Annotated in this window: 19 protein-coding genes; 11 read left to right on the forward strand and 8 right to left on the reverse strand. The window is 39.3% G+C overall.

What is annotated here, in order from left to right; all coding sequences use genetic code 11:
- The first annotated feature begins 1 nt into the window (after position 1).
- From AAU57_RS11645 to AAU57_RS11655, 3 genes are all read left to right on the forward strand, one after another.
- Positions 2-1,195 carry an acetyl-CoA C-acyltransferase gene (locus AAU57_RS11645; protein ID WP_055413073.1) on the forward strand — a complete coding sequence of 398 codons (1,194 nt, stop codon included), beginning with the start codon at positions 2-4 and terminating at the stop codon, positions 1,193-1,195.
- A 137-nt stretch (positions 1,196-1,332) separates the two neighbouring features.
- A complete protein-coding gene (locus AAU57_RS11650; protein WP_055413074.1) occupies positions 1,333-1,686 on the forward strand; it encodes a four helix bundle protein in 354 nt (117 codons plus the stop codon).
- Between the two features lie 46 nt (positions 1,687-1,732).
- On the forward strand, positions 1,733-3,541 hold the full coding sequence (locus tag AAU57_RS11655; RefSeq protein ID WP_055413075.1) for an acyl-CoA dehydrogenase family protein: 1,809 nt from the start codon (positions 1,733-1,735) through the stop codon (positions 3,539-3,541).
- A gap of 339 nt (positions 3,542-3,880) precedes the next feature.
- Here AAU57_RS11655 and AAU57_RS11660 read toward each other — a convergent pair whose 3' ends face one another.
- The 5 genes from AAU57_RS11660 to AAU57_RS11675 form a co-directional block, all read right to left on the reverse strand.
- Positions 3,881-6,562: a TonB-dependent receptor gene (locus AAU57_RS11660; RefSeq protein ID WP_055413076.1), complete on the reverse strand. Its 2,682-nt coding sequence runs from the start codon at positions 6,560-6,562 to the stop codon at positions 3,881-3,883.
- Between the two features lie 85 nt (positions 6,563-6,647).
- Positions 6,648-7,451 (reverse strand): GLPGLI family protein, encoded by an 804-nt coding sequence (locus AAU57_RS11665; protein ID WP_055413077.1) that lies wholly within the window; start codon positions 7,449-7,451, stop codon positions 6,648-6,650.
- Positions 7,452-7,456: 5 nt separating this feature from the next.
- On the reverse strand, positions 7,457-7,729 hold the full coding sequence (locus AAU57_RS15075; protein ID WP_156340134.1) for a hypothetical protein: 273 nt from the start codon (positions 7,727-7,729) through the stop codon (positions 7,457-7,459).
- 108 nt (positions 7,730-7,837) lie between these two features.
- Positions 7,838-8,683 carry a GLPGLI family protein gene (locus AAU57_RS11670; protein ID WP_055413078.1) on the reverse strand — a complete coding sequence of 282 codons (846 nt, stop codon included), beginning with the start codon at positions 8,681-8,683 and terminating at the stop codon, positions 7,838-7,840.
- A 60-nt stretch (positions 8,684-8,743) separates the two neighbouring features.
- Positions 8,744-9,598 (reverse strand): GLPGLI family protein, encoded by an 855-nt coding sequence (locus AAU57_RS11675; protein ID WP_197275410.1) that lies wholly within the window; start codon positions 9,596-9,598, stop codon positions 8,744-8,746.
- A 201-nt stretch (positions 9,599-9,799) separates the two neighbouring features.
- Here AAU57_RS11675 and AAU57_RS11680 point away from each other — a divergent pair, with 201 nt between their 5' ends.
- The 8 genes from AAU57_RS11680 to crcB all read left to right on the forward strand — a co-directional run bounded on the left by AAU57_RS11680 (position 9,800) and on the right by crcB (position 17,441).
- Complete coding sequence (locus tag AAU57_RS11680) at positions 9,800-10,612, forward strand: mechanosensitive ion channel family protein (protein WP_055413080.1); 813 nt, start codon at positions 9,800-9,802, stop codon at positions 10,610-10,612.
- A gap of 241 nt (positions 10,613-10,853) precedes the next feature.
- A complete protein-coding gene (locus AAU57_RS11685) occupies positions 10,854-11,522 on the forward strand; it encodes a hypothetical protein (RefSeq protein WP_156340136.1) in 669 nt (222 codons plus the stop codon).
- A 79-nt stretch (positions 11,523-11,601) separates the two neighbouring features.
- Entirely contained in the window at positions 11,602-12,942 is a 1,341-nt protein-coding gene (locus AAU57_RS11690) for a M28 family peptidase (protein ID WP_055413082.1), read from the forward strand.
- A 95-nt stretch (positions 12,943-13,037) separates the two neighbouring features.
- On the forward strand, positions 13,038-13,406 hold the full coding sequence (locus AAU57_RS11695) for a hypothetical protein (RefSeq protein WP_055413083.1): 369 nt from the start codon (positions 13,038-13,040) through the stop codon (positions 13,404-13,406).
- A complete protein-coding gene (locus AAU57_RS11700; protein ID WP_055413084.1) occupies positions 13,406-15,178 on the forward strand; it encodes a tetratricopeptide repeat-containing sensor histidine kinase in 1,773 nt (590 codons plus the stop codon). Before AAU57_RS11695 ends, AAU57_RS11700 begins: the two co-directional genes overlap by 1 nt.
- Positions 15,175-15,801 (forward strand): response regulator transcription factor, encoded by a 627-nt coding sequence (locus AAU57_RS11705; protein ID WP_055413085.1) that lies wholly within the window; start codon positions 15,175-15,177, stop codon positions 15,799-15,801. The genes AAU57_RS11700 and AAU57_RS11705 overlap by 4 nt, the downstream gene beginning before the upstream one ends.
- Positions 15,802-16,047: 246 nt before the next feature.
- Positions 16,048-17,070: an SRPBCC family protein gene (locus tag AAU57_RS11710; RefSeq protein ID WP_055413086.1), complete on the forward strand. Its 1,023-nt coding sequence runs from the start codon at positions 16,048-16,050 to the stop codon at positions 17,068-17,070.
- Positions 17,070-17,441 (forward strand): fluoride efflux transporter CrcB, encoded by a 372-nt coding sequence (gene crcB / locus AAU57_RS11715; RefSeq protein ID WP_055413087.1) that lies wholly within the window; start codon positions 17,070-17,072, stop codon positions 17,439-17,441. The genes AAU57_RS11710 and crcB overlap by 1 nt, the downstream gene beginning before the upstream one ends.
- 14 nt (positions 17,442-17,455) lie before the next feature.
- Here crcB and AAU57_RS11720 read toward each other — a convergent pair whose 3' ends face one another.
- The 3 genes from AAU57_RS11720 to AAU57_RS11730 form a co-directional block, all read right to left on the reverse strand.
- Positions 17,456-17,656, reverse strand: a complete 201-nt coding sequence (locus tag AAU57_RS11720) for a hypothetical protein (protein ID WP_055413088.1) — start codon at positions 17,654-17,656, stop codon at positions 17,456-17,458.
- Between the two features lie 98 nt (positions 17,657-17,754).
- Entirely contained in the window at positions 17,755-18,870 is a 1,116-nt protein-coding gene (locus AAU57_RS11725) for an endonuclease/exonuclease/phosphatase family protein (RefSeq protein WP_055413089.1), read from the reverse strand.
- Between the two features lie 70 nt (positions 18,871-18,940).
- Positions 18,941-19,438: a DUF805 domain-containing protein gene (locus AAU57_RS11730; RefSeq protein WP_231717813.1), complete on the reverse strand. Its 498-nt coding sequence runs from the start codon at positions 19,436-19,438 to the stop codon at positions 18,941-18,943.
- Positions 19,439-19,468: the final 30 nt, after the last annotated feature.

Here is a 19,468-nt window from a genome sequence, read left to right on the forward strand (position 1 = left end):
AATGAGTAAAACAGCATATATAGTAGCCGCAAAAAGAACTGCGGTAGGAAAATCTGGTAGAGGCGTCTTTCGGTTCAAAAGACCTGATGAACTCGCTGCAGAAACCATTCAAGGAATGTTGAAAGATCTTCCTGATTTTGATAAAGGCCGTATTGATGATATGATCATTGGTAATGCAATGCCCGAAGCCGAACAAGGTTTGAACATGGCGCGCCAAATCTCACTTTTGGCATTGGATCGAGTTGACGTTCCTGGAACCACTATAAATAGATGGTGTGCCTCAGGTCTGGACGCGATAGGTGCAGCCGTAGCAAGAATACAGTCAGGAATGGCAGAATGTATTGTTGCTGGTGGTGTAGAAAGTATGAGTTACGTTCCCATGGGTGGTTACAAACCAACTCCAGATTACAAACTGGCCAAACAAGGTCACGAAGATTACTATTGGGGAATGGGCCTTACTGCCGAGGAAGTCGCAAACGAATACAACGTTTCTCGTGAAGAGCAAGATCAATTTGCATACGAGTCTCAAATGAAAGCCCTAAAAGCTCAAGAAGAGAATCGTTTCCAAGATCAGATTGTGCCTATCGAGGTTGAAGAAGTCTATCTAGATGAGAACGGCAAAAAACAAACAAGAACCTACACTGTAACTAAGGATGAAGGTCCGCGTAAGGGAACAAACGTAGAAGCCCTATCAAAATTAAGACCTGTATTTGCCGCTGGCGGTAGTGTTACTGCTGGTAACTCTTCACAAACCAGTGATGGTGCAGCTTTCACGCTGGTGATGAGTGAAGAAATGGTGAACGAACTAGGTATAAAACCTATTGCAAAAATGGTAAGTTTTGCCGTTGCAGCCGTTGAACCACGCGTGATGGGAATTGCTCCCATCGTTGCAATTCCCAAGGCTTTAAAGCAAGCCGGTCTTAAAAAAGAAGACATGGCATTGATCGAGTTGAACGAGGCTTTTGCGAGTCAGTCCGTAGCTGTCGTGCGTGAGTTGGATCTTAATAAAGACATCGTCAACGTCAATGGCGGCGCGATCGCATTGGGTCACCCACTAGGATGTACGGGGGCAAAGCTATCGGTGCAGATTTTTGATGAAATGCGCAAGCGTGGCCATCAAGGCAAGCACTGTATGGTGACTATGTGCGTGGGTACCGGACAAGGAGCGGCTGGAATATTTGAATTTTTGAATTAAAGAAATTAGTAGTTAGACCGCTTTGCTTTCAGTACTTAGATTGACAGCTTTTTTAATGAAAGAAGAGATTGGTTTCAAATAAAAGTTTTTTGTGTGTTTCGCTTTCGCGAAAGCGTGCTAATGATAATTGAAACATCATGCATCAATTTGAGAAACTTAAGATTTGGCAGAAAGCGATGGATCTTGTTCTTGATGTGTATAAAGCTACAGAGCAATTTCCTAAAGAAGAAAAATATGGTTTGATCTCACAAATGCAAAGAAGTGCCGTTTCAATTCCGTCAAATATTGCTGAAGGTTCTGGACGGAACAGTAACCAACAGTTTAATTATTTCCTAGCTATCGCGTCAGGCAGTACGTCAGAATTAATCACTCAAACGTTTCTGTCCGAAAAACTAATCAATGAAGAAACCGCAGGAAATATCGTTGATCAATGCGTTGAGATTAGTAAAATGAATATAGCACTACAAAAATCACTAAGTAAAAAAGTCTAATTACTAAAAGCAAGCTAGGCTTGCATACTAAATACTAAATACTATTATGAGTACAGAAACAGCAGAAAAGAAAATGATCCGCGGTGGTCAGTTTATAGTAACAGAAACAGCCGCAGAAGATGTGTTCACTCCTGAAGATTTCACGGAAGAACAACAGATGATGAAGGAATCTGTCCGCGAGTTTGTGGACAAGGAAATAGTGCCTCATAAAGAACGTTTTGAAAAGAAAGACTATGCACTGACTGAAGAAGTCATGCGCAAAGCTGGAGAAATGGGCTTTTTAGGTATCGCGGTACCAGAAGAATACGACGGTCTAGGAATGGGATTTGTCTCTACGATGTTGGTCTGTGACTACATCTCTGGGGCCACTGGTTCTATCGCTACCGCTTTTGGTGCACATACAGGAATTGGTACGATGCCAATTACTTTGTACGGAACCGAAGAGCAAAAGAAAAAGTATGTTCCTAAACTCGCAACTGGTGAGTGGTTTGGAGCTTACTGTTTGACCGAGCCAGGCGCAGGATCTGATGCCAACTCTGGTAAAACGAAAGCAGAACTTACTGAAGACGGAAAGCACTACAAGATCAACGGTCAAAAAATGTGGATCTCTAATGCTGGATTCTGTAATGTGTTTGTGGTTTTCGCACGTATGGGCGATGACAAAAATATCACAGGATTTATTGTAGAAAACGATCCAAGTAATGGAATATCCATGGGTGAAGAAGAGCACAAGCTAGGTATCCACTCATCCTCTACGCGTCAGGTGTTTTTCAACGATACCTTAGTACCGGTAGAGAATATGCTTGCAGGTCAAGGCGAAGGTTTTAAAATCGCCATGAACGCCTTGAACGTAGGTCGTATCAAGTTAGCAGCAGCATGTCTGGATGCACAACGTCGTGTGATCTCGTTAGCTACACAATATGCTAACGATCGTGAGCAGTTCAATACTCCTATTGCTAAGTTCGGTGCGATACGCAAGAAGATTGCAGATATGGCCACCAACGCTTATGTGGGTGAAAGTGCTTCTTACCGTGCGGCTAAAGACATTGAAAACAGAATCCATGCAAGACAAGAAGCTGGAGAGACATTCGCACAGTCAGAATTGAAAGGTGTTGAGGAGTTTGCTATTGAATGTTCTATTCTTAAAGTAGCTGTTTCTGAAGATATGCAGGAATGTAGCGATGAAGGAATCCAGATCTATGGTGGTATGGGCTTTAGTGCAGATGCTCCTATGGAGGCTGCCTGGAGAGATGCACGTATCTCAAGAATCTATGAAGGAACTAATGAAATCAACCGCATGCTAGCTGTTGGAATGTTAGTAAAGAAAGCGATGAAAGGTCACGTTAACTTGCTTGAGCCAGCAATGGCAGTAGGTCAGGAATTGACTTCTATTCCATCTTTTGACACGCCAGATTATTCACAGCTATTTGCAGAAGAGAAGGAAATGCTGGCCAAACTCAAGAAAGTATTCTTGATGGTAGCTGGTAGCGCTGTTCAAAAATTAGGAACCGAGTTAGAGAAGCATCAACAACTGCTGCTGGCAGCATCTGATATATTGATCGAGATCTATATGGCAGAAAGTGCGATCCTAAGAACAGAGAAAAATGCAAACCGTTATGGTGAAGATTCTCAAAAAGAGCAGATCGCGATGTCCAAGCTATACTTGTACAAAGCTTCCAAGATCATCCAGGCAAAAGCTGAAGAAGGAATCGCAAGCTTTGCTGAAGGTGATGAACAACGCATGATGTTGATGGGCTTGAAACGTTTTACTAAGTACGCTAACTTGCCTAACGTGATCGAGTTGAGAAACACGATCGCAGACAAAGTCACAGAAGAAAATAAGTACCCTTTCTAGGAAACTAAAACGTAGATTGAAAAAATGCCTTGAAGAAATTCAAGGCATTTTTTTATAGTCGTCTTTTTTTAAATTTTGAAAGTAGAATCTCAACTATACCAAGTGGTTAACTATTTATGTTGAATGGGAATCCTGTAAACCAGTATCGAGCGACAGTCGAGATATGGTTTTACTAGAACAACGACAATTATAAATCGCTCCTTCTCGACTATCGCTCGAGGCGGCTGTCATTATTCAAATAATTTCATAACTCCAGTTTCGAGCGGCAATTGAGAAGAGGGTTTTTGTAAAAATGTTGTTAGATTATTTCGCTTTTGCGAAAGCGGAACATTTCAAATTCTACAAAGAGTAATTAAGCCCTATAGTAAACTGTCGTGGTCGCAGAGAAAACTGAGATTGACTGATGAAGTTGGAGCTATTTTGAACTGTGGTGAAAAAATCCTCGTTAAAAATATTGTTCATTGAGACTCTTAGAAATAGTTTTTTGTTCGGCTTGTAGTAGTAGGAAATATTGGTCAAAGTATTGTTGTTCGTAACATCATTTGTAGATGTTGTGGAGCTTACCGATTCAAGTCCTACATTGAGTCGAGATTTTGAACTAGTGTAGAAATCGAGCTCCAGTTTATGCTTTAAAAACAAATTTGTATTTCTAAGGTTTGTCACTTTTGAAATTCCATAATTAAAACCACCATTGTAAGTGATGCCGTACCAAGTATTGTTATCTAACCCTAACTCCAGATTAATCGAATGGTTCGTATTCTTAAATTCCTGGGCATTGCCGTTAAAGAACTGTTCTCCTTCAAAATAACTAAAGGAATATCGCAAGTCCGTACGCAGGATTTTAAAAAATCTTTTAGTAAAATTACTTGAATTGGAAAACGATGTGGAATTATTCTCACGTTCAATAGCAATAGTTTGTATAAGACCATTTTCATCAATATTGCTACTAAAGGTAAAGTCTGAGGTATTATCGTTGAATCTCGTGCTGTTATTAAAGAAAAAGCCAGACAGGATGTCGTCATAGTTGATAAAGAATATGGCGCTGGTAGCTCTTGTAACATTAATGGCGTCTGGATTCCTACCTAGAGAGGTGAAATCGCGTAACGCAATACCATTGTATAATTGAGAAAACCTAGAAGTGCTCAAATTGCATGATCCAGAAAGCGAAAAATTCCATTTATAACTCAATTTATAGGACAGGCTTGCGCTGGGTTCAAAAAACAGATAATCTTCTTTTTGGTTGAGATCTGTTTGCAGGAGTTCTTCTTTGTCAAGATACAGGTAAGAAATCTGTGGTGTCACTCTTAATTTAAACTTACCGATTTGATAGCTGCTCTTCAATGAAGTTGACGACTCTAGTTGATTCAGTTCAAAATCACTTGCAAAGGGAAAACTGGATTGAGAACGGTCGTTAGTTGTAGACTGTTGAAATAAGTCACTCTGTAAATTCTCTGAGCTCCATTGAAGGCGTTGCTTTGCTTCCCATTTTGTTTTGCCTATAAGAAATGTAAATCCAGAATATCCACCTATATTAAAACGTTTTGTCTTAATATTTTGAGTGGTTACGTCTGGATTTATGACACTGGGAATCTGATCGGTAAAAACTGCAGGTGTGGTAAAACTTGTTTCTTTAGATTCTGAAAATTCAATAAGGAAGCCATTGTTCAAGACCTGCTCACCTATCGTTGTTTTAAACTCCAGCAAGTCAGAAAGTCTGGTAGTACTACGATCATAGGAATAATCAATTGTTTCTCCATTCTGGATATTACTGGATAATCCATCTGTACGTTCTGTGCTTAGTTTTATCTTGTTATTGAGGTACAATCGATCTTTATTGATTTCTTGTACCAACCCTAAATAAAATAGTTCTTCCTGCAACTTATTTCTGGTCTGGCGGTTGACTTGCGTGCTGTCGTTATCAAAGAAATAGGTAGCATTTGAAAAGCGATCAATCTGATTATCAGCCTTATTATAGGTTGTACCTGCTTTAAAGATCACTTGGTCACTGCTTTTGATTAAAGCATCGTTTGTTATGGAAAATGATTCATTATCCAGCCAGTAGGAATCTGATATTGACGTACCGTTCGTATTAGGTTCAGTGAGAATATCAACATCTGGCAGCTCTAATGTCGATAGATCTGCATTTCCCTGGGTTAGGTTAGTTCCATTACTTGCAAGGGATTTACCTATATTGTTGATTTTAACGCTTGCAATATCCTGAAAGTTGTCTTCAATATATATGGGCGAACCTTCTGCAAGACCCGTTAGAAACGGTACACCAGCATCTGCCTTGGTACTGCCAAAAACCAGACTGCGATCTTTCTTGATTTTTAGATTGAAGGCTACATCGTCACTTTCCGATCGCCCTTTATCTATACGTGCGTGATTATGTTTTTTCATAATGTCGATATCCTCTACTGCATCTGCTGGAATGCCGCGTGTAGCAATGTTATAGCGACCTTCCAACAAGTCAACGCCATTAAGATACAAATGGCTTATGGCCTTATCTTTATACTTGATCTGTCCACTATCAGAAATTTCTACACCAGGAATGCGTGCGATCACTTCTTCAATCGTATAATCCTTTTCTTTTTTAAGGCCTTCTACATTATAGGTTATAGTATCGCCTTTAACCTCAATAGTTCGTTTTGCCTTTAGTTGAACCTCTTTGAGTTGGTTTTCTTGTTTTTCAAGAATCACCGTGATGTTTTGAGAAACAGCTTTAAGATGCAATTGCCTTCTTGCGTGTTCTAGGTGCCGTATCGTGATCCATAAAGAATCCAATGGACTTGCCTGTTTTATTTTAAGTAAGAATACACCATTATCTGCGCTAGTTGTGTAGCCCAGCACGTTGTTTTCGTCAATGTCACTAGAGGCGATGATGGTGGCAAAGGCTACAGGTTGCTGGAGAGAATCTTGAAGAACTCCTTTAATTTCTATTTGCTGAGCATTAGTTACTATTGTTCCAAAGACCGTGAGAATTAGTATTAGGTTTTTTAAAATTTTGGTTTTGTGAAGCAATGGCGTTTGGAACTGTTTGATATTACAATATAAAAAGAGTCAATGGGTTTCATTGACTCTTTTGTGGGTTAACGGAAAAACATATTTATTTAACTTTATCTATTTCTGGGAATATGTGATTTGGTTTTTCAATGAACTTTCTACGCATACGATTTTCTTCACCAATCCTTATGAGTTTGCCTCCTTTTCTATTGAAATTAAGCTGCTCATCAGAACTTAGATTCTTATATAGTTTTCGAGTTTTTAAGTATAAATCTTTTTCAACTTTAACAAGATTGTCAAAACCATAAACATAAAAAAACTTCTTAAGGTCTGTTTTATTTCTCATTTTCGATGCGGCATATTCATAAATAAACAATTCATCCTTATCAGCAACTCGCATAATTAAACCTGGTAGACCTTTAAATTTATAAGGTCCTGCATTTAAAGGAATCTCAGGAGTGTACCATGCCACCCATTCTCGACCATCATAAAAAATTCTTGCTTTATAACATTTAAATCCTTTTATAATTTTCTGACCATCCAACAGTTCCCATTCATAATCTAACTTCTCGACATACTGATATTCTGCGCTTGTAAAACGATCTGTAAAAACAGCACTCTTACCGTTGATATATATATGATACTTTAAATCCGTGGTGAGTCTAGAAATATCTGCATCAACTGCTTGTTTATCTCGTATAAGAGTATCTAGGACACGTTGATTATAACTCTGGAAACTAGATTCATTACCGAATATCTGTAAATTCATGTTTACTTGTCGATAACTTTCACTAGCATCTGTAAGTTTATATGAATGCAAATATGCAATAGATGTAACCTCTTGCTCTACTTGCGAAAAGAGTAATGAATAATTGAAAATTAAAATTAAGGAAAATAATCTTAGCATAAGATTTAAGGTGTTAATGTCAATTGACCTTCTTGGGCACAACGTTCATTCTCTTGGGCTATTATATCCAAACGTTCTTGAAATGTTGGCCTGCGCGTATTAATTATAAAAGTATCAGAGATCCGATCGCCGAATGTCCAACAGTCGTAAGAACAATCTGTTAAAATCCTTACACTATTTTCGGCACACTCTTCTGGGTATGTAATTTCGTCAATAATTTTTTCATTCGTAAACGAGAGACTTAAAATGACTGCTAACGTTAATAATACTTTTTTCATAACTAATAGGTTTTATGATTAATATCTGATAAACCTCCAAAAAAAACGACACAACCTAACTTTATTCAAACTATAAATTATGAATTGATAGATCTGATAACGGTTATTTTACTGTTCCATATAAACCCGCTTCCCTTCTAATCGTTTATTAAACTTTCTTTGCTTGGTAAGATCTTCACCGCTGGAGTTAATAATGCTAATCGTACTAGTACTACCATAGTTTAATTTCTCAACGATAGACAACTGATCAAATGCGCGCTTGAGTTTGTTAAATTCTTTCTGTGTGACTTTTTCGGCCTTTTCAAATTTTGTCGCGGGAGATACGTTGAGAAATTCCGTTGACTGTATTTTTTTCAATCCAACGATCGCAAAGGAAAAATCATTAGTCGCATCGTGTATGGAAAGTATAAGTCCTGGCAACCCTTTAAATTTGTAGGGTCCAGCATTATAGGGTAATTCTGGCGCGTACCAAGCGGTCCAGGCTCTACCACCATATGATACTGTTGCACTTTTACAAGAATATCCCAAGATATTCCTTGATGCTCCTGTCAATTGCCATTCCATCGATGGAATTTCTTCATAACGGTAGACGGTGTGAATACCTAATGGACTGTAATAGCCTAGTTTCTCTGGGTCGGCATGAATGCGATAAAGATTATCCGTTTTTTGGTTGGCTTGTAGGAGAATGTCCGCTTCTTCTTCTGTCGTGGGTAAGTGAGTGCTATTCTTTTTGATAATGGAGTCAGACTTGTATTGAAAATTTTCCATAAAGCTGGTGCGCATACCTTGAATAAGCAAACGCATTGTTTCATGCTTATGTAGGGTATCAGATTCTAATAACTTGTAACTGTGGTCATAAGTCACTTGAAGAATTTCTGATGTATTGTTTTTCTGAGCAATACTGATAGCTACAGCAAAAAGTAAAAATATTGTAGATAAAAACGACTGGTACATAAGGCCAAGATTTTTTTAGAACAGATTAAAATTCGATCCATAGAGAAATTTAGTATTGATTTATTGGTGATCGACCTCAATAAAGAGTCGCCTTTTTTCAGGTGCTTGATCTAATTCTCTCAAATCCTCTTCATTACCATCTTTGTCCCACATTTGGGTAACGACGATTCTAGAACCATCTGTTCTGCCAAAATTCATTTTTTCATTGAAACTAAGACCTTCATAAGAAGCCTGAATCTTGTTAAACTCTTCTCGCGTTGTCTTAATTAATTCATTTTTTGACTTAGAATGAAAAGCGTACTGTAATGGGACTTTCTTTTTACTTCTCATGGCGGCGGCTTCAAAATCAAAATTGCCGGTATCTTCTGTAGCTTTTAAAATCAATCCTGGTAAACCTTTAAATTTATAAGGTCCTGCATTGAAAGGCAAATCTGGTGCATACCAGACTTCCCATTGCCTACCGCCATAAGACACACGGGCATTCTTACAGGTGTAACCCATAATTTCCTTGGTATCACTTCCCAACTGCCAATCCAGATTCAGAGTTTCTTCATAAACGTATACATCCATTCCCAATTTAGAATTGAAGGTCACTTCCATACCATTTGTATAAATATTGTACTTGTTGAACGATTTATACTTGCGGTTGTTTTCTATCCTCTTTGGATCATTTACATCCGTATAGGTAGTTGTGGCTTTGATCGTATCCATCTTACGCAAATTGTAGGATTGAAAACTTGTTTCACTACCATCCACGATCAAGTTCATATTTTCCTGCTTAGGCTGAACATCAGATTCATTTATCTTAAAAGAATAAAGGTATGCGACGGCTGTAATGGCGGTTTGCTTGTCTGCTTTTTGAGCATAAACTGCACTAGAAGTAATTATGAATACTGCTAAGATTCTGAATATCATCGATCGCATCATTTGAATTATATTTTGTTCTGATTTAAAAATAGGGTTTAAGTTTAGTATAGTCTCCATCAAATAGTAAAATGGTTGTGGTCATCACGCTTTCGCGAAAGCGAAATTCAACCTATTACTCATCTACCCTTAACAAATTCCTAAGGAGATTTGATCCTCAACGCAATACATTTGCAAAAATTAAAAGTTTACATGGAAGATTTTAAAATAGAGAATGTTATTGCTATAGTGCTGGAATATGGTATTCCCGTGTTGAAGGCTATTGCATTATACATCATAGGCGCATGGCTCATTAGTAGAGCCATCAAAGTAACGAGTAAAATCATGGCAAAGCGTGAGTATGAAATCACGCTTCAAAAGTTTCTCTTGAACATCATTCGCTGGGTTCTTTGGATCTTATTGATTGTTGCTATTGTAGGAACTCTAGGTATAGAAACTAGTGGTTTTGCTGCCGCTCTTGCCGCGATGGGTCTTGCAATAGGTCTTGCCCTGCAGGGATCGCTTTCCAATTTTGCCGGTGGCGTGTTGCTATTGCTTTTCAAGCCTTTCAAGGTAGGTGACACGGTAGAGGCACAAGGCATCACTGGTACGATTCAAGAAATTGACATTTTACAAACTAAGGTGTTGATGTTTAACCGTAAAACGGCGATCATCCCTAATGGTCCATTACTCAACGGTAACATTATCAACTTTGATACTTCGGGAATCCTGAGAGTGGAAACTGAAATAGGTGTAAGCTATGATGCTGACATACCCAAAACTATTGAAGCGCTTAGAAAACTAGCTACAGACCATCCATTGACGCTGGAAGATCCAGCTCCTATTGTAGAAGTAGTTACTAATGCTGATAGCAGCATCAATATTTTAGTAAGACCATACACCTTAACCGCAGACCACTGGCCGGTGTATTTCTATCTACAGAAAAACTTTAAACCAACGCTGGATGCGATAGGTGTCGAGATACCTTATCCTCATCACGTGGAGATTCGCAAAAACGAAGAGTAATTCTCTGTTCAATAATATCTTTAAAGCCATCATTATTGATGGCTTTTTTTATTCACCTCATCACTATTAAATTCTTCATGATCTTTAATGAGCTTGAGCTGTCATAGCATCTTGAAGCTGGATCCTCACAATCTAAGCGACTGAGTAGAATTATCAAAAAAAAAACAGAATGTTTTAAGCTGGTTTTGGTAGGCTGAAATTACTCGCTTGTTAACTTTACCTTATTTAAAAAATGAAGCCTATGAAGTATCAAGTCACTATAAATGACGTTTCCAGCATTGATGAGATAGAAAATAAATGGAACCACGATGATTATGTGAATTTGTTGGAGCTATTTGAATTTGGTGACACTGGCGACGCCACAGATCAGGACCTGAAGGAGTTGTTATACCTGGCAATATCTGAATATGAACCTCAAGAAGCGGCAGCAATCGTTTTGAGATATAAGTTTCAGGAGGAATTAAATGACGGCCAGTATGAACAGATCTCGAACGACATGCTCAAGGAAAACGTCGCCGAAAAGCACTCTGACATCTCCTTGCACAGCAGGTTGTTTGACGTTAACGAATTTCTGTACAAGGCCTATAATGGTAAGTTCCCGCACGCCAAAGCCAGTGTAATCCAGTTTAGCGCCATACCAGACGCACCGGTGGATTATGAAATCGATAAGGCTGCGGCGCTGCGATTATTGAGTCCTGGAATCAACAGTCACGCGATCCTTCAGCGGCTTTTCAAAGACCAGATTAGTGGTGAGACCGCTTTTGATGAGGCTGACGATATCGTGTGGTATTTCAAAAAACTTTCTGACCAGAAGTACGAATTGATCACTTCAGATTATTGGATCAATAATGAAGACATCATCGCGAGCTCGTTTGAAGCCCAGTTGGAAACAGATGAACTTGAAGATTAATACCTAATATGAAACGAGGATTGTTCGTGAGTTCGCTTTCGCGAAAGCGTAACAACCATTATCTTTAAAACAAAAACACATGCGTTTAATTACCTTATTATTTCTTTTTGCAACCAGCATAGCTTTTGCCCAGGTACCATCAGAACATCAGCAGGATTTATATAACATTATTGATGAAGTGAGCGCAGAGCGCATCGAGAGCGACGTACGTACGCTAGCAGGATTTGGTACTCGCAACACGTTTTCTGACACCATAAGCGACACGCGCGGTATAGGCGCCGCCAGACGATGGATCAAAGCAGAATTTGATAAAATAAGCAGTGAATGTGGCGGTTGTCTGGAAGTCTTCTACCAGAAGGACCTTGTAACTAAAGAAATGAGCAACCGTATTCCCATGGATACTTATGTGGTCAATGTGATTGCCATCCAGCGAGGCTCCACAAATCCCAATGATTTTGTGATGATGAGCGGTGATATTGATTCCCGCAACAGCGATGGTTCTGATTATACTAAGGACGCTCCTGGAGCCAATGATAATGCTAGCGGTATGGCAGGAACGATTGAGGCTGCGCGAGTGCTAAGCAAGCGTAAGTTTAGAAACTCCATCGTTTATGTAGGATTGAGTGGTGAGGAACAAGGATTGTTTGGCGGGAAAAGTTTTGCAGAGTATGCCCAGAAAAATGAATGGAACGTGATAGGTTTCTTGAATAACGATATGATAGGAAATATTGAAGGTGTCGATGGCGTGATTGACAATCGTGAATTTAGAATCTTCTCTGAACCTACAGACCCAACTGAAACCGAGCGCGAGCGCAACGGTCGCCGTTTCTATGGTGGCGAGGTCGATGGGATCTCAAGACAACTGGCCAGATACATTTATAAATCAGTAAATACGTATATGCCAGAGATGCATCCTATGATGGTATATCGCTTGGATCGTTTTGGCCGCGGTGGACATCACAGACCATTTAACGATCTGGGATTTGCAGGAGTTCGCATCATGGAAGCGCATGAAAACTATACTCAGCAACATCAAGACATACGTGTAGAAGATGGCATCGCTTATGGTGACGTAGTAGAACACGTGAACTTCCCATATGCGAGAAAATTGACAGCTGTCAATGCCATTAATTTGGCACAATTAGCTTGGGCTCCTACCCGACCTATGAATTTAAAAATAGGCGGAATCGTAGAGGCAAATGCAAAGCTACAATGGGACGCGGTAGATGGCGCCGTAGGATACAAGGTGTACTGGCGTGATACCACGAGTCCAACTTGGGATAACTCACGATATGTAGGTAATATGACCTCTTTTGAGCTGGAAGAAATCGTGATCGACAATTCCTTTTTTGGAGTAGCTGCTGTAGGTGCAGATGGCGTTGAAAGTGTCGTGTCGTTCCCATCGGGAATCATGAGGTAGACAGAACAGCAATTCAAAAAAAATACCCAATAATGGGTATTTTTTTTTGCCTAATTTCAAGGCATATTTGAACCCAACCGTAAAAACCACCCATAATGTCTGAATCAAACCCCTTTCAATCCTTAGTTATTGTTTCTCAAGATACATGTTTTAAACCCGTTTGCCTTTGCGATACTGCTGGTTTACAGCTTTGGGCATTTTTTGAATGGAGTGATAAATTTTCACTTAGTGAAGTTGTGTTTTGTCAGCTTAATGGAGATAAACAAGTAGGAGAAGCCAATTTCACTAAAGATGGCAAATTCCATATCAAATTAGTTAAAGGTGCCAAACCTCTCAAGAAATTTAATCTAAGTAAAAAATTAGTGAAGGATCACGAATATCCAACAACGATAGATCTAAATGAAAAAGATGGGCTTGAAGAACCTATTATTAATGGTAGAGTCATCATAAGAGATAAACCTTAATGGTTAAAGGAATACTTTACAGTGTTTTTTTATTGCTTTTTTCTCTGCAAGTTTCTAGTCAATCGAATCTACTGGATGCCATCCAAGAGAAACATGACATAGGCGCATATAAAAAAGCAAGGGAAATTTTATTGAAGGTCGATACCACCAATTTCACTAGATTGGAAAAAAGTCGATTCTTTTTTGTCCATGCCGTTTCGCATATCAATATTGAAGGCGAAATGCAAGAGACCTACAAAACTCTTCTAAAGGCTAAAAAATTGGTCGGTAAAAAAGACTTAGCCTTGTTATTTGAAATTAACGATGAGCTGATCTATTCTCAATATTCGCTGGTACAAGTAGAGAGTACGGCAAATGAATTGATGGATGAAAATTGCCTGATCGCTCAAAAAACGCAAGATCCAGATCAATTGATAGGGTGTAACTCCTATCGTTATATGCAAATAGCTCAAGATGATCCTTTGGCCTATGAAAAAAAACTAAAATTATTACATTATTCAAGAGTGATTGCTGCTAAAGCAAACCTCTACAGAATAGCAGGCAATACGATATTCAATATAGCTGCAACACATGAGTTTGGACAACGATATGATTCTGCTTTATTCTACTATGAGAAGTCAAAATCTTTTGTTGAGAATAAAAATTATATTCCAACGACCATTGTGTATTATTCGAATCTAGGTTATACCTATATTCAACTTAAACGTTATGATGAGGCTATAGAATCCCTACGTAAAGCGCTGGAACTTTCTGAATCACAAGATTTAAAACCCTACAAGTCAAAGATTCTTATGAATCTAGGGACGGCCTTTACTAAGATGGGAGACTTTGAAAAGAGTAGCGAGATCTATCAAAAAGTCATCGCCTACTCCAATGAAAAAAATGAAAGCAATCGTTTTAATGCATTACAAGAACTAGAAACAAAATACCAAGTCCAGGAACGCAAACTTGAAAATGCAGAACTAAATGCTGCAAACGAGCGGCAAAAAGTATGGATCATCGCTACCGCAGGAAGTGCATTTGCACTATTACTTATAGGTGGTTTTGTCTATAACAACCAGCGTAAAAAACGCCGTATTGCCCTACAGGAAATTGAAATCGAGCGCCAGCGTGCCGACAACTTGATGAAAAACCAAGAATTGGCTACCATCGACGCCATGATCGCTGGTCAGGAAAAAGAGCGCAAAAAATTGGCAAGCGAGCTGCATGATGATTTGGGCAGTTCTTTGACGACCATCAGGCTCTACTTTGAAAACCTAAAAAATCATTTTAAAGAAGACACCTCAAAAGAGATTTATACCAGGACCGATAAGTTATTGGAAGAAACCTATGCCACCATTCGCAGCATGTCACACAGCCGGCATAACGGTGTGCTCGCCAGTAAAGGTCTAATCCCAACCGTTCAAAAACTGGCGCAAAACCTTACGGATACCGGTAAAATAAAAGTAAGCGTTTACAGTCATGATATGGACCGTACTATTGAGAACTCGCTGGAGCTCAATATATTTAGAATGATCCAGGAGCTGCTCAGCAACGTGGTAAAACATGCCGGCGCCAGTGTGGCAACCGTGAACATCATAGGTTCCAAAAAAAGTATTAACCTCATGGTAGAAGATAATGGAAAAGGCTTTGAAGCCAAGATCAATCAAAAAGCAGATGGAATGGGATTGTACAGTATTGAAAAAAGAGTAGAAGAAATGGATGGTACGATGGATATTGATTCCAGTGCTGGTCATGGAACCACCATAACTATTGAAATTCCCATCATATGATACAGCTCATCATCGTAGAGGATCATGAATCACTCATTGATGGATTGAAACTTTTGTTTGCAAACGATCCAGATATTGAAGTGGTCGCCACGGCTCAAGATGGCGTTGAGCTTATAAAGCTTATGGAGCATAAAAAGGCTCACGTGATCTTGACAGACATAAGCATGCCCAGAATGAATGGCGTCGAGGTATGCACAAAAGTCAAAGAGATCAATTCCAGTATCAAGGTGATTGCCTTTACCATGTTTGATGATGATCAAGCCGTAAGGGACATGATCAACGCCGGCGCAGATGGTTATATTCTCAAAATCAGACCTCTATCAGTCGTCAGGGAAGCCATCATGAGTGTGATGCAGGGAAACACCTATATGGATAGCGCGATTACCATCATGCCGTCCACCTATACATCCAGCAGCCATGCGGAGGATTTACTATCAAGCACAGAGCGCGAGATTTTAAAACTGATTGCCGCAGGCCATCAATCCTCACAAATTGCCGAAATACGTCACTGCGCCGTGGGAACGGTCCACAAGCACCGCAAGAACATGATCCAGAAACTGGGCTTGCAAGGCAAAGGTGAATTGATGCGATATGCATTGCAAAAGCACAATCATTATAAATAGGCTGTTAGAGAGTTCGCTTTCGCGAAAGCGAATTATTTCTAAACATTTTAACAAAAAGTACCCTTTATTGGGTATTCTCTGGCCTTTCCTCAAGTCCTACTTTTACTCGTAAGAAAGTAAATAAGAAAAAGGGGAAAGGAATTGGAGACAATTCCTTATAACTACCAGACTCCATGTCTGGTAGTTTTTTTTGTTTGAAGCTCGCTTGAATTTAATTGTATATTTGGTTGTAAATCAACTGTAGCAATGAAAGCCCTCAAATATATCTTCATTTTACTGCTTGTAGTCATCATCGCAGGCGCTGTATATTTCTCATTACAAGATGGTCGTTATGATGTGAGTAGAACTGCCATTATTGAAGCCCCTAAAAGCCTGGTGTACGAACAGCTATCTGATTTCAAAAAATGGGAAAACTGGGATGCTTATCAGGATCAAGAAGATATCAACGTAACCTATAGTGATCAGACTGCCGGTGTGGATGGCTCCTACTCTTTTACAGACGAGAACGGTACTGGAACCGTGACGATTACCAGACTTGATCCCAATAAATCCATGGAAATGGAGATGGTCTATGAGCATAGTTTAGGCACTTCAAAAGCTACTATTGATTACCAAATCGTAGAAGTTGAGAACGGTTCAAAAGTGACGATGCGTGCCCAAGGCGATCAATCACTCGTAGAAAAGGTATATACTAAAATCACGGGAACTGATATGGAGCAGGAATTAGGTGACATGTACGATGAGAGCCTGGCCAATCTAAATACCTATCTCCAGAAGGAAATGGATGAGTACACCATCAGTCCAGACGGATTGATCGATTATGGTGGCGGTTATTATTTATATATGTCCACGAGTAGTAGGTTGGATAATTTTTCCAAACTGCAATCACAGATCCTACAAAAGATCAGAAGTTATATGCAAGCCAATAACATAGATAGTTATGGTGCACCTATGGTGATCTATGAGAAGTTTGATGAAACCAGAGAAAATGTCATCTTCTCTGCAGGAATACCTGTAAAGGATCGCGTCATCACTGCAGTGAATTCTACCATATTATGTGGTTTTCAGGAGCCAGGACGCGCCGTAAAGGTCACTCTTAAAGGTGCCTACAAATATCTACCAGAAGCATGGCAAGTAGGCGAAGGTTTTATTACCGTCAACGGCCTTGAAAGATCTGAACAGCCACCATTTGAATTCTACAAAACAGACTCCTACAAGGTGGTAAATCCAGCAGAGTATCTTACGGAGATCTATTTACCAGTACTCTAATGCTTAAAAGTTTATTGTTTGTCTTTATAGGTGGCGGTTTAGGCAGTTGTCTGCGGTTTGCCTTTTCCATCTGGTTAAATTCTGACAGTATCAAATGGATTCCAACACTTACGGTAAATGTGTTAGGATGTTTGATTTTGGGAAGCGTGCTTGCTCTAAATGATAAAAGCCAGCTGTCAGAATCTGCATTCCTACTGCTGGCTGTTGGTTTTTGTGGTGGTCTAACCACATTTAGCACCTTTTCTGCAGAGTTGTATTTCCTATTGAAACAAATGGCTTATCTGCAGGCGGCCCTATATTTTTTGGCAAGTACGCTGTTAGGTATTACTGCCATAATGATCTCTTATCAATGGATCAAGTCCATCGCTTAGAATACCTAAGTTCGTTATCGTACTCTGATACGTTGACGAATGCGTTTTCCTTTTTCTGATTGAAATAAGAATTTGCCCAATAGAAGTATCACGGCGATATCAGCGGTTACCAGAAACAAGATTCTTAAGAAAGAAGTAGCTGTAAAGTCAACGGTAAAACCTATGATACCGCTCAAAGTAGCTACAATGGCAAGGATGAGTATAAGTTTATTCATGATGCGCCTTTTTTTGCGTTACAAAATTGCATCAATAGCCTGCTTTGTCTCGTTAAAGGAGTAATAATTACTATTTTATTAACTTAGGAAAGGTGTGCCTATTTATCTAATAGACTCTCAAATGCTGGTGGCAATTCTGTAAAACTTTCAATGCCTTTCTCACTCATTTGATCCTTGGCACGTTTCCATTCACGATCAGTAGGTTCTGATGCTTCTTGTTCCTTAGCTAACTCTGGCTCGTGGGTCAAAGTCACAAATACCGGGAAATGATCACTGCCGTAATCTGATCCTGTACCTGCACTCTTAAATCTAAATTCTGATGATGTCAATATATGATCTAGATTCCAGCGCATAATGATTGGATACTGTGCGTGAAAGGTGTTGTAAAATCCACGCCCTAGACGATAATCCAGTAGCTTACCTATCTTCTTAGTCAACTCAGTTGGGTCTGACCAGGCAACATCATTAAAGTCTCCTAAAACCACCACGGGAAGATCTGAATTATAACTTTTTATAGCCGTCTTCATCAATTCAGTATCACGATCGGTACTCTTGGGATTGTGTTGCGGCATAGGTGGAGTTGGATGTATAGCTAGTAACTGGAACCAATTGCCATCTTTGAGCTGTATTTGTGCATCAATGGAAGGTATACCATTATCCACCATAAAATTGATGGAGGAATTGCGTATGGGTAGTTTTGAATACAACAACATACCATAGGTATTATCCTGTGGCTGCTCTACCTTAAAACTGTAATCCTGGCCTATTTTGCTCTTTATGGTATTTGACCACCGCTCATTGGTTTCTGTAAAAAGAATGACATCTGGGTTTTGATCTTGAATATCCTTAAACAGGTTTTCACTAGTCTTGTTTGATTGAAGAACATTAGCGGTAAATAAAGTGATCTCTTTATCTGCAGAAATTCCTTCAGTACTCTCCAGAACCTCATCACTGCTCAAGGGTGTAAACTTGTAGATTTTAGTCATTTGAAAAGCAAAACAACCCAATAAAATCCCAATGTACACGTAGTCTTTAATCCATCGCGGTTTGAATGTAAAGAAATAAAGCAAGATCGCTATTAAGGTAAAAGCCGTCAATTGTAAGTGCGGGAAATCAAAGATTCTAATCCACCAGAAATCTGCAGCAAACAATGGAACTAATGAAAGTAACGCGGCAATTAAGCCTATAATTTGAAAAGTAATTCTCCAATTCATGAAAAGATATTTTTCAAATATAACCTTATACCAATGGGCCTGTAAGAAATTACCTAATATTTATCATTGTTTATGCAAAGGCATCGTTTTCAAAATTGTCATTGCCAACGGTTTTAGGGTTAGGACCCCATTCATTGGTGCCTGGTTTGCTGTCCTCAATGGTGAAAATCAAAATGATGATACCGCCCACGAGTGGTATCAAACCTAAAAGGTAATACCAGCCACTACGACCCGTATCGTGCAGACGACGCACGACGGCAGCGAGACTTGGGATAATGATCCCTATTCCATAAATTGTCAATAATATTCCCGGTAGGATGACCAGCTCACTTTCTGCAACAAGCAGAGCAATCACTGGAATGTAAAGAGCAAAAAACACTAGAACATTAAATAGATAGAAATACCAATACTCAGACCTGCGGGCACGCCCGTTAAAATCTGCATATTTCTTAAAACAAATCTTGACATAGTCCATCATTCCTTTGGCGGCAACAGTGCCATCCTCGGGACGTTGGTATCTTGGCTTTTGGTAATCTGCGTTGGATGTAGGTGAGTTAAAATCTGCCATGGTTGATCTTTTTGAGTGAGGAAAGATAGG

Source organism: Nonlabens sp. YIK11 (assembly GCF_001413925.1).
Lineage (GTDB): Bacteria > Bacteroidota > Bacteroidia > Flavobacteriales > Flavobacteriaceae > Nonlabens.